Annotated in this window: 11 protein-coding genes and 1 riboswitch; of the genes, 3 read left to right on the top strand and 8 right to left on the bottom strand. The window is 46.7% G+C overall.

Going from position 1 to position 10,412, the window contains the following annotated elements:
• Window positions 1–241: 241 nt before the first annotated feature.
• The 5 genes from AC9UH7_RS05455 to AC9UH7_RS05435 form a co-directional block, all read right to left on the bottom strand.
• Entirely contained in the window at window positions 242–1,129 is an 888-nt protein-coding gene (locus AC9UH7_RS05455; RefSeq protein ID WP_509596039.1) for an arginase family protein, read from the bottom strand.
• A gap of 10 nt (window positions 1,130–1,139) precedes the next feature.
• Entirely contained in the window at window positions 1,140–1,643 is a 504-nt protein-coding gene (locus tag AC9UH7_RS05450) for a protein-tyrosine phosphatase family protein (protein WP_509596037.1), read from the bottom strand.
• A 10-nt stretch (window positions 1,644–1,653) separates the two neighbouring features.
• Window positions 1,654–2,985 carry a vWA domain-containing protein gene (locus tag AC9UH7_RS05445; protein WP_509596035.1) on the bottom strand — a complete coding sequence of 444 codons (1,332 nt, stop codon included), beginning with the start codon at window positions 2,983–2,985 and terminating at the stop codon, window positions 1,654–1,656.
• Between the two features lie 247 nt (window positions 2,986–3,232).
• Window positions 3,233–3,766 (bottom strand): RNA polymerase sigma factor, encoded by a 534-nt coding sequence (locus AC9UH7_RS05440; RefSeq protein ID WP_509596033.1) that lies wholly within the window; start codon window positions 3,764–3,766, stop codon window positions 3,233–3,235.
• A gap of 141 nt (window positions 3,767–3,907) precedes the next feature.
• Complete coding sequence (locus tag AC9UH7_RS05435; RefSeq protein ID WP_509596031.1) at window positions 3,908–4,777, bottom strand: hypothetical protein; 870 nt, start codon at window positions 4,775–4,777, stop codon at window positions 3,908–3,910.
• Window positions 4,778–4,881: 104 nt separating this feature from the next.
• Window positions 4,882–5,000: riboswitch (SAM riboswitch) on the top strand.
• 36 nt (window positions 5,001–5,036) lie between these two features.
• On the opposite strand from AC9UH7_RS05435, the gene AC9UH7_RS05430 reads away from it, so the two are divergent.
• The gene (locus tag AC9UH7_RS05430) at window positions 5,037–5,513 is read left to right on the top strand and encodes a hypothetical protein (RefSeq protein WP_509596029.1); all 477 of its coding nucleotides are present in this window, start codon (window positions 5,037–5,039) and stop codon (window positions 5,511–5,513) included.
• Between the two features lie 23 nt (window positions 5,514–5,536).
• On the opposite strand, the gene AC9UH7_RS05425 is transcribed toward AC9UH7_RS05430, so the two are convergent.
• Both AC9UH7_RS05425 and AC9UH7_RS05420 read right to left on the bottom strand, forming a co-directional pair.
• Window positions 5,537–6,436 carry a zinc ribbon domain-containing protein gene (locus AC9UH7_RS05425; RefSeq protein ID WP_509596027.1) on the bottom strand — a complete coding sequence of 300 codons (900 nt, stop codon included), beginning with the start codon at window positions 6,434–6,436 and terminating at the stop codon, window positions 5,537–5,539.
• A gap of 57 nt (window positions 6,437–6,493) precedes the next feature.
• Window positions 6,494–6,766 (bottom strand): hypothetical protein, encoded by a 273-nt coding sequence (locus AC9UH7_RS05420; RefSeq protein WP_509596026.1) that lies wholly within the window; start codon window positions 6,764–6,766, stop codon window positions 6,494–6,496.
• Window positions 6,767–7,032: 266 nt separating this feature from the next.
• Here AC9UH7_RS05420 and AC9UH7_RS05415 point away from each other — a divergent pair, with 266 nt between their 5' ends.
• Together AC9UH7_RS05415 and AC9UH7_RS05410 are read left to right on the top strand one after the other, a co-directional pair.
• Window positions 7,033–7,665 (top strand): hypothetical protein, encoded by a 633-nt coding sequence (locus tag AC9UH7_RS05415; protein ID WP_509596024.1) that lies wholly within the window; start codon window positions 7,033–7,035, stop codon window positions 7,663–7,665.
• Window positions 7,666–8,010 carry a hypothetical protein gene (locus tag AC9UH7_RS05410; protein ID WP_509596022.1) on the top strand — a complete coding sequence of 115 codons (345 nt, stop codon included), beginning with the start codon at window positions 7,666–7,668 and terminating at the stop codon, window positions 8,008–8,010. It begins immediately after the preceding gene.
• A 36-nt stretch (window positions 8,011–8,046) separates the two neighbouring features.
• Here the strand turns inward: AC9UH7_RS05410 and AC9UH7_RS05405 are convergent.
• The coding region (locus tag AC9UH7_RS05405; RefSeq protein ID WP_509596020.1) for a fibronectin type III domain-containing protein at window positions 8,047–10,412 on the bottom strand (2,366 nt) is incomplete at its 5' end.

The following is a 10,412-nucleotide window of genomic DNA, read 5'->3' as shown; positions in this document are numbered from 1 at the left end:
TCTCGACCTTCGGTCGTGCTCATACGGTCCCAGAGTTCCTGCTCTTGGGCTTTGTGCTCGTTATTCTCGGCGCTCACCGGATCCTTTCCTATAGACACTGGTGCTTCTGACTGGTGGAGAAGTTACTGACCGTCACTGACAAATCTGCTCTGAGGCCTTGGGGTCAGCTTTGGGCAGTTTTAGGGGGAAGCGGAGAGTAACACATAATTCGAACAGGTGTTCGGGTAAGGCTGAGCGCAAATTACCTAGATATCTCCCCTGCAACCGCAGCCCACACCTCTGGCGTGCCAGTGTCAGGCAAGTACCCACCTGCCCCACCCATCAGCTTTGGTGTGTCAGGAAATGCTTTAGCCAAGAACCTAGCTGCTGCTGCATATCCCTCAAGACTGTATTGCAGGTTAGTCAGTGGATCCTCTGCCAAACCATCAGCACCTGATGTGATGAAGAGAAGATCTGGTGTGAAATCTTGTGCAATGGGAATGAATCTATTGATCCCAGCCAACAGCCCACCATCGCCTGTGCCAGTTGTTGCATTTAACGGAAAGTTAAACACATTGTTTTCTGGTTCATCAGCGTTGCCTGTGCCAGGAAAGATTCCTTGCTCATGGATGGAAAATGTTAGAACATTTGGATTCTCACGAGTGAGGTTTTCAACCCCGTCGCCATGATGAGCATCGACATCAATGATGGCAACTTTTAGACCATGATCTTTAGTTGCAATATCTGCAGCTAAAGCAAAATCATTAAAGACACAAAAACCAGATGAGTGATCGTATTGGGCGTGATGTTTTGCAGCAGGTAGGTGGATAGCAACATCTGCCTCCTTACTAAGAAGTGCATCTAGTGCAACCAAGGTGCCACCAGCAAAAAGTGTGGCAAAGCGCGCGAGATCTTCGCGCGCTCCGCTCCACTCACCACAGCTGAACTCTTCTGTGACCTGCTTGATGTACTCAGTGCTGTGCACACGAGATAGCTCTGCTTTTGTTGCAGCCCGTGGTTGCAGGATCTGTTGATCCTTCACGATTGCGTTATAGCCGTTGATAAAGCGCCGCCCCTGCGTTGGGTGATCCTCTGAGAAGAACCAGTTGGCATACTCAGGTGAATGAACCAGTGTGACTTTCTTGCTCATGTGGTCCTCCTTAGGCAGATAGTGAAGATGGTGGATTGATAAATGAAGCTGCGCTGCTCAGTAACCACTTTTCGAATTGGGAGTTACACAGTGCATCTTCTCCGCGCTGGGCGCGGATCAGATCAATTGCTTGATCTGGGCTATAGCCCTCTTTGATCAGGACAAGTGCTGTGACAAGCCCGGAACGGTTTAGGCCTGCTTGGCAGCGGATGAGAACACGATCACCGGATTTCCATTGCTGGTGAGCAAAATCAACAGCTTTACGGAGTCGGTTGAGGTCGATATCTGAAATGAGATTGTCTGGGATGCCATAACGAAGTTCTTGCACGCTCCAATCTGCAGGTCGGGCCCATGCATACATGGTGACGATGGAGTCGAACGGCATGTCACTGCGACGCTTGTAGCTACTGTGAGCGACGTGGATGACGTCGTTATCATCTGTGCCTCCTTGAAATAGATTGGGAAGGATCTCTGAAAAGAGAGCCGCTGGATAATGATTTGTGTTTAGTGTCATTGCATTCTCCTTAGTTGAGGTAGTCATCTTGGGTTTTTGGATTCTCATCGCGATTACGCATCATGCGAGCGCGAGATTTTTCAGAGTAGTTTTCATTCAGGCGCTTAGATGAGTAAGCAACATCATCAAACTCAGCTGACTTTGCTAATACATCCATCTCATCAGCCTCAGATGTGATCAACTGAAGTGACTCTGCTGTGCGCTCATCTGTGACGCGGATAGTGCTGGCTTCACGGCGCAACTTCTCTGCTGTTGTTTTCAAGCGTGATGATGCTTCCTTGTTCAAGCCGTTTCGCAGCTCATCAATAGCGGTTGCCTTTTCAGTCTGTGCTGTCAGGATCAAACGCTCTGCTCGCACGACAGGATCTGCCAGGCGACCTTTAGCAACATCATCTGGGACAACGTTTACTTGGACCGGCATAGAGACGGTGATCTCTTGCATCTTTGCCACATCAAGGTATTCCAGAGTGATGTCAGCAATGGTTGCAAGGCCAAGTGCAGGCATGCCTGGTACTTCGATGTCGATTACAAAGCGGCGGTTCTCCCCCGCATAGAGATCACCGAGCTGGACCACGTAGGTGTCACCTTCTTTAAAGTGAGGCAGACGCTGCAAGATCTCAATGCGTGGGTTAGTTGTGAGTAGTGGCGATGGCGTGAAGCGCATGACCGCGTTTACTACTGATTTTTCCAGCAGGTCATCCACCTCTGCCGCAATCGCACCGATTGCTTCATCGATTGTGTAGGCAAAGCGATGTGCGCCATTGCCACCTTGTGCCAAAGCTTCCAGGATCTTCTCGTCATAGCCTGTGCCAAGACCGATCGTAGAAGTAGTGACCTTGTTAGCTGCATGTGTAGTTGCAATCTGTGCCAGCACAGCTGGATCTTGCTCACCACTGTTGGCATGGCCATCAGAGATCAGAAGCAGAGTTGCACCAGCATCTGCTGTGGCACGTGCTAGTTCGCGCAGACCCATGGTGTATCCGGCAGAGATATCTGTATTGCCACCTGTCTGCATCTCACGTACTGCTTTTCTAAGTGCTGGCATATCGTGATCTGCCATGGCGCGCATAGGAGCGATGATGAGTGCTTGGTTATCAAATGCAATCAAACCAAATGAATCTTGCGGTGCCAGGCGCTCAATTAGTTTAAGGATTGATTCCTTGGCAGAGTTAAAGACTGCGCCTGTCATAGATCCACTGCGGTCTAGAACAACTTCCACAGCTTGTCCGGGGCGAGACTTGGCAGCATCGGTAATCGGTGCTGTCATATCAAGCATCATGGTGACCTTTTCTGTGGACTCCAGTGCTACAAGGTCGATATCGAGTATTGCTTTTACGTTCATTGCGTTTCCTTTCGTTGGAAGTTTCAGGTTTTTTGGGCCTCTACTATGTAAGACGTATTTGGAGGGGGCAAAGTAATCAAGATTGCAAAAGTATTTATGCTCGGTATCCGAGCATCGGGCCCCAGGGTGTGCGGGCAGAGCTAACTGTTAGAAGGCAGGACCGATCGCGCGTGCGAGGTGACGGTGCGTAACTGACATATACCCAAAGTAGCGGGCACCACTGACAAATTTGCCAGTGCAAAAAAGACTAGAGGTTGTAGCGGTCGGTGCTTTCCATGTGAGTTTTGATCTGTTCTTGGATGCGGCGCAGCTGATTAGAAACAGCCTGTGGGCTGGCATATGCCAGCTCTTCGGCTATTTCTGTGGGCGTAAAGCCTGCGGCATACATCAAGACCAGTTTTTGGTGCTTGTCAGATAAGAAACCAAGGATCTCGTTGACTGACTCTTGAAGCATGTAGGCAGTCTTTGGCCCCATCAAGGTTTCAGATATTTGACGTAAGAAAAATCCATCCTCCAGGTTTTGATCACTATCGATATCTACTTTGCTAAATTTAGAGCGCGCTCGCCACATATCGATATAGGTAGTTGTTGTTACACGCCTAATCCACGCCTCTACATTTTCTGGACGATTCTCTGCCTGTACAAGCTTCTCCATAACATTTGAAGCAAGATCTTGAGAGCTGTTATAACTACTGCGGTTTCGGCCGCGAGAGGCGGTTTGGGCAATGCGCTGCCAGCTCTCCCACTCTTCGGCGGTTACATCATCTTGCCAACGACTCATATCTTTAGGGTACCTCACGCTATTTCGCAGAGCCCTAGGAACTGATCTGACCAAACGCCACAATTTAGAAATGACTTGTCAGAGTTGCCTGCTATCTTTTACCTAGGTCAATGAATTGACTACAAGCGCCATTTACGGAAACTAAAACCCAGAAACGTTCCAGTATAACGAAATGGTATAAACGTTGTATTCTAAACTTTGAGTTACATCCGCATTATAGAAAGCATTCTTCTGCCCAGTCACGCCTTTGATCGAAGCATCTGTAAAAACTCGGTCGTATAAGTAGCGACTCTCGAAGGCGAGGGCATCAGTTTCATTTACGGAGAAATAGTCCGACAGCCTTAAGCCATAAATTGCAGTTGAGAAGCAATCAAGTCCCTTACCCTGATCGGTACTCCAAAATGTCTTCATTTCTTTGATGGGAAACTGTGTCCCAATATAAAGATTTTGGAGAGGAGCATCGACCGCATAGTCTTTAGTTATATCAAAAGCATAACCGCACTTCGTCACCGCTGAGTTCCATTTAGAGTATTCGGCATCAATTGCACTCGTTCTATCCGAAATTGAGTTTTCTGTTTTATTGTTCGAAATGGCCGTAGAAACAAAATTAAACAACAAATAACTACCTAGGATCGCGAATATCACTACTGCAAACCTTATCCCTGTTGACTTATTAGCCGCATCTTTAGATTGTCTTGCTATGGTCTTTAGTTCGGAAACACTAGCTAGTTCTTCTCTTTTGCCTTGAGTGAAGGTGGCCACATCTCGATGGCAGTTTTTGCAAACATTTGCTTCAAGTTTAATAAACTCAGCGCAATCAGGACATTTAACCAAATATTCTCCAGCGCGTATCGCAATTCCAATTTCCGAATACTCATTGTCGGTAATTATTTTGGTCGCACTACTTAAATCCTTAAGATACTTATTGGCTTTTCGCTGTCTGATAGTTATTAAAGTAAGTGTTAGTCCACTACCAATGAAGCAAATGAAGATTATGTCAAAGACGCTCATTTCTTTAGGGTACCTCACGTGAACTCTTGTTCCCTGGAATCTGGGCTTACCCAACGACTTCTCCTAAATATGACTTGTCAGAGTTGCCTGCTATCTTTTACCTAGGTCAATGAATCTAAGCGTTAAGCCCTTCGGCTTGCTTAGTACCAACCGCGCAACTCGCGCACGGTGGTCTGAAGGAAGACCTGCTGGCGATGAAAGACACCGCCAGAAGTAGCGGGTCTCTTTTATGTGAGGTCCAGTAAGGACTGTGTTTGTCATGGCAAAAGCAAAGAAGAAATATGTTGATGTGAGCGTCACTAAAGAGTTACTCACAGAGCTACATGAAGAAATGGATACTGCAGTTGGGATGGCCCGTTATGGCCGATATAAAGCGTGGTTGCACTACGCCAATTTAGATTCCTGGCAACGACAAAAGTGGCACTTCGCATATGTTGATTATGCAGGCAAGCAATGGCACTGCACATGTGGTTTAGTCATACCAAAAAATGCTGCCCACGAAGTCAGCGGATTAGAAGAAATTGCATTAGATGCAGCCCACCGAGCTAAAGGGCATCGAGCACTGCCTGAGTTTGGACCAGTTGTTGTGGCTTTCATCTTTGACTTCACCTGGATGGAAGATCTCAGAGTCTATTTCTATGACGCGCTCTGTCAGGTGTGTGGTGAGTATGTTCTAGAGCGTCCTGGCAAAGAGGCTGATGCTTTTTCAGATGCTCACAACAGTAGGTGTGGTTAAACCCTTACTGAATCAAACTACGACTATTCCATTTCAAACATTGAAAATGCGAAGCCTTGGGTCCTTGCTGTGACACCAACCAATTGATGATGGGTGTTAGAAGTGATGACAGCGCTTTCTTCGATTCTAAAGTTTGGATAGTGACTAATCTCCTTACCTAATGCGGTAGCTAGTTTCTTTCTGGCAGGAAAATCGCAATTGTCGTCAAAAGGCAGACCTATATACCAAGCACCTTCTCCAGCATCAGGATATAGCGAACGCTCTTTGGGTTGCCACAACGCTTTAGGGCATGGATTCAGTTCGGCGTTATATCCATACTTGAAGGATTTGCGATCAGGATACGCTGATAGATCTAAGGGCCACCATCCAGAACTTCCTGAAGGCATAACTTGGTTCTTAAGCTTTATCACCAAATACCAATACTCGGTTTCTTGGACATTTCCGTTGGAAAAATTCATTTTCCAACTGCACTTATTTAGCTGAACGCTACTCAATTCTGAAATCGGAAATATGATTCCCCATGGGTATCCAGAACTCTTCTTCCATCCGTAAACTTTGTTATCTCTTGGGCTACCATGCTTACTTGCAATTGCAATGAAGTTTTGAGTGAGCAGCACATCCATTAAACCATTTCCGAAATGGCCCACTTCACCCTTATTGTTGGGAGGAGTTACGCCAAGTAGCGCCCCACCTATGGCGTCCTCACGGAGCAAATCATTAAAATAAGGGCGAATTGAGAGCGCATCGTATTCTTTACTTTTATCTGCTCCCCCAAGTGCTTCTTGGCAAGAGATTCTGTTTTTGAAGGTGCTAACTTCTTCTACAAGTACAGCAGCTGGTTGCTTACCGATGGCATTACCGCACTTACTGCAAAACTTTGCTTCAGCAGAAAGTTCATTCCCACATTGCTCACAAAAACTCATAAAATCTCCCTTGGCGAGATTGTTCTACATGCGATCTTAACTCTGGTGCCCTAAACCCTAACTACATAAAGTTGCTAGCGGAACCTCAAGTCGAGATGGTGCGATCTTCTCTATTTCGGCAATGTCATCTAGTAGTTGGCGCTGCACAGATTCACTTAAGGCTTGAATTGTTTCATCGGTGAAGTCATAGCCAATGGGTTCCATAACATTGCAGACGCGATCAATAAGCTCTTGCAAGCTTGGCTCTGAATTTGAAGCACCACAGGATGTTGTGACCATTGCTAACGCCAGAAAGACAGCGCTTGTTTTCAACATCATTGGTAGTTTCATTCTCATCTCCTATGTGGATCCCGTAATCAGTCCAGAGCCAAAGCGGCTGTATGTGGGCAATGCTCCTCTCCGACTGGGCTCCTTTATTGGCAACACGCCCAAAACACCTTTGGACTCATCTCTGCCCATGCCGCTTTCTTACTTGCCGGTGAATAACCCGCAAATTGTGGGGCGATAATCTGTTCAGTGGCAAAGTTATGAGTTAAATTTTCCTCATTCGAGGTTGGGAATGCCATCCCCGTGAGAGATCGTTGGGAGATATAACTGTGATTTGTCCTTTCTGCGCTGAGGAAATTAAAGACCAGGCCAAGCTATGTCGTTTTTGCGGCAAGGACTTGCCTGCGGCCGCTGAAGTGATCCAAAGGGCAGAAGTTAAGAAGCCCAGCACGGTAACTCAACTGAGTAGCTACACACCAACTCTTTTCAAGCAACGAAAAATTCTGGTTATAGCAATAATCGCAGTGTTATTAGTAACTGGCGGTTCTGTCGGCTTTAACAAGTATTCCCAAGTTAAAGAAGAGAACAGACTCGCTGCCCTTGCAGAGGCAAGAGCTGCTGCAGCAGAAGCAGAACGCAAGGCATACCAGGCTGCTGTGGATGACATGTCCTGGGTGCCATCTGGTTTTACCAAGTTTAGTGAGAATCCATTTGCTGCCTACAGAAAAAATAACGGAGAATGTGCATCTTATGGACGTTGTTTCACATTTGATTTTGTATCTAGTAAGTATTGTTCGAGCGTCTACATCTCCGGAAATTCAGGAAAAAATGGAGTCGTCTATGACAATGCGAGCGACTCGGCAAGTGAAATCAGTGCTGGAGAAATTGTAAGAATGAAACTTCAATATTCACACGAAGTCTCAAATACCAGTACAACTTTCACTGAAGTCGAGTGTAGTTAAATGAAGAAATTATGTGCATTATCTCTAGCGCTTGTCTTCTTGCTTTCAGGATGTTCAAGTGCGCCTTCAGCGGCTGATAAAGCTAAGGACGCACGAATTGCTGAACTAAAGGCAAGCGTCTGCGAAATAACCAAGGCAACGGGTAAAGATGCCATCTTTTTCCAAGACCTCGCAGACTTCTACAACAATGGCATCGGCCCAAATGATAAGAATGATCCAGCGGCGGCTGCCAATTTCTATGTTGTCTCACGAAAGTTCCTAGATGAAGTGGAAAAGCTTGAAGCACTCGTAGGAAAATGGACAGATTCCGACGGCTACGGATTTCTCAAGTTCTGTAACTCTTAGTCACCACTAAAGGGAGCAGAAGAACTAAGGACCGCTTTAGCTTGTAAAGCTAGAAGTAACTGAGGCATATCCAGTTCTTGAGGTTGTGACTGAGATCTTTGTGTTGCGCAAGGTCCTTGAGTTCAAGCCTGTGACAGTCAAGGTGAGAGTAGATCCAACCGGTGTCCCAATGCTTAAGGTTCCGTAGTTACTTGTTATGTCGTACTCATATCTAGGATCATAGTTAGAGATCTTTACAATAAAACTCATTGCGCTAGTTCTATAGGTTGGTGTGCCAAACCTTGTTGTTAGTCCAAAGGCAATCTTTGCCACACCACGCTTACTTGCAGTTTCGGTGATGTATCCAGTTCTTGATGAAGCAATATCAACAGTTGCAGCCTCCCCTGGTTCTAGTCCTGTAACTGTCACAGGCATTCTTCCCAATCGTCCTCTACCCAGTGTTACAACGCCAGATGAAGTAGTTGCACGATAGGTATAGGACGAGTTCCAGTTATCAATGTAGAAAACAAAGCCATCTTTGGTGCGACTAACAGCACTCAACACTGGTTCTAATCCAGCATAGAGATCAGGAGCTGGTGTTGCAGAAGGGGTTGGAGTTGGTGTTGGAGTTGGCGTTGGCGTCGCTGTCGGTGTTGGAGTTGCTGACGCAGTTGGCGTTGGCGTCGCTGTCGGTGTTGGAGTTGCTGACGCAGTTGGCGTTGGCGTCGCTGTCGGTGTTGGAGTAGGTGTTGGGGTGGCAGTTGGTGTTGGGGTTGGGGTCGCCGCTGCCGTTGGTGCTGGCACAACTACTGGTAACACCTGAATCCTGGTGGTTGTGTTCTTATATGGTCCGATGTTGATGGAGTTAATTGCAGCAACTTGGACGTAGTAAGACTTTGAGTCAGGCAGATTAAAGGTTGCAGATGTACTTGTGTTTCCTGTGCGACTTATGACTGTGGACCAATTGACTAGATCTGTAGAAACACGGATTCTGTAATCAATAACTGGGCTGCCACCATCTTGTTCAGGTGCATCCCAGGTGGCTCTTCCCTTATCCCCCACAGTTGATATTGCAACGTTAGAGACAATGCCAGGTGCGACCATGACAACTGCAGGACCTGCTGTCATCTCAAATGGACCAATACCTGCAGCGTTTATTGCAGCTACTCGAACAAAGTATCGCTGCCCACCTACTGCTTTAAAGGATGCGCTAAGGGCTGGACTGTTTGTGTTAGCAATTGCCACAGTCCAGGTGTTACCACCATCAATAGATGATTGAACTTGATGACCAGTGATGGGATTGCCATTATCTAACAGCGCTGGTTTCCAGGAAATGTTAATTGAACTACCTGCTGCAAAGGCAGTTGTTGTGCCAACAGCGCCTGGGATTGCAGTGGGATCTGCACTTACTTCAATGGAGAAGTTTTGTGTGCGAATCTCATTGATCTCATCTTTAACAGAGACGGTAAAGCTCCACTTACCAGCTTGCAGAGCAGTTCCTGAAATAACACCTGTGGAAGAAAGTGATAGCCCATTTGGTAGACCGCCGGCAGTGCGTGTCCAGGTGAGTGCGCCAACACCACCTGAGGCAATCAGGGTATGTGTGTAGTTAACCTTTTGCTCACCAGCTGGAAGTGTTGTTGAGGTAATTGCAAAAGGTGTGGTGTCAATAACTATTGAGCCACTGAGCGGACTAGATCCCCCGCCGTTTTTAATCTGGACACTGCCAGATCTAGCGTTGGAAGGAATTGCAATACTGATACTTGTGTCATCAATGACTGTGTAGGGAACAGAGATGCCATCTAGGGTCACAGAGGTTGCACCCAGGAAGTAGTTTCCTGTGACAATCATGTTCTCACCTGGCTTTAGCGTTGTCTTTGAAAATGAGGTAACAACTGGTGGCTTAATTGCCAAGACAACTACCGTGCTGGCATCGGTGCCTGCAATCATTTTTGCTACACGCGGCACATATCTAGAGTTCGCATCTGGAGTCACATTTAAGGAACCCTCTGCAGGGAGCAGGGTGGCAACTCCAGGAACTGTTGCCCAGCCATTGGCATCTGTTACAGCACGCCCAGTCCAGCTACCTGAAAAAGGCTTCAGGTTAGGTGCAACCACCACATCAATGGTGGATGACTCAACATCAGTACCAACAGTTAAGACCAACTTGGCATTTGCAATAGGTGTGCCTTCTGCATCTACGATTTTAATTTTGTGATACTTCATTGGAATTACAAAGTTTTGAACAAAGCTACCCGTTGCAACAATCGTGTCGCTGGGATCTGAACCTAAATTCACAACTAAAGGATCAGGATTAAAAGAATCCTGATATCTCGGTGAGATCCGCCAAGAAAACTTTGTGCCTTCACCGATTGAGCCTAAGAAGTTTCCGAGAGCGTTAGCTCGGCTCATTGGTGAAACAT

The organism is Candidatus Planktophila sp., assembly GCF_044348745.1.
In the GTDB taxonomy this organism is placed as follows: Bacteria; Actinomycetota; Actinomycetes; order Nanopelagicales; family Nanopelagicaceae; genus Planktophila.
Note: the sequence above shows the minus strand (reverse complement) of the source record. Positions and strands in the feature narration are given on the sequence as shown.

Bases quoted from the DNA above. Each gene is read 5' to 3' on its own strand.
- AC9UH7_RS05440 (WP_509596033.1), bottom strand. From the start codon at position 3,766: ATGAGTCGTTGGCAAGATGATGTAACCGCCGAAGAGTGGGAGAGCTGG.
- AC9UH7_RS05450 (WP_509596037.1), bottom strand. From the start codon at position 1,643: ATGACACTAAACACAAATCATTATCCAGCGGCTCTCTTTTCAGAGATC.
- AC9UH7_RS05410 (WP_509596022.1), top strand. From the start codon at position 7,666: ATGAAGAAATTATGTGCATTATCTCTAGCGCTTGTCTTCTTGCTTTCA.
- AC9UH7_RS05435 (WP_509596031.1), bottom strand. From the start codon at position 4,777: ATGAGCGTCTTTGACATAATCTTCATTTGCTTCATTGGTAGTGGACTA.
- AC9UH7_RS05445 (WP_509596035.1), bottom strand. From the start codon at position 2,985: ATGAACGTAAAAGCAATACTCGATATCGACCTTGTAGCACTGGAGTCC.
- AC9UH7_RS05430 (WP_509596029.1), top strand. From the start codon at position 5,037: ATGGCAAAAGCAAAGAAGAAATATGTTGATGTGAGCGTCACTAAAGAG.
- AC9UH7_RS05455 (WP_509596039.1), bottom strand. From the start codon at position 1,129: ATGAGCAAGAAAGTCACACTGGTTCATTCACCTGAGTATGCCAACTGG.
- AC9UH7_RS05420 (WP_509596026.1), bottom strand. From the start codon at position 6,766: ATGAAACTACCAATGATGTTGAAAACAAGCGCTGTCTTTCTGGCGTTA.
- AC9UH7_RS05425 (WP_509596027.1), bottom strand. From the start codon at position 6,436: ATGAGTTTTTGTGAGCAATGTGGGAATGAACTTTCTGCTGAAGCAAAG.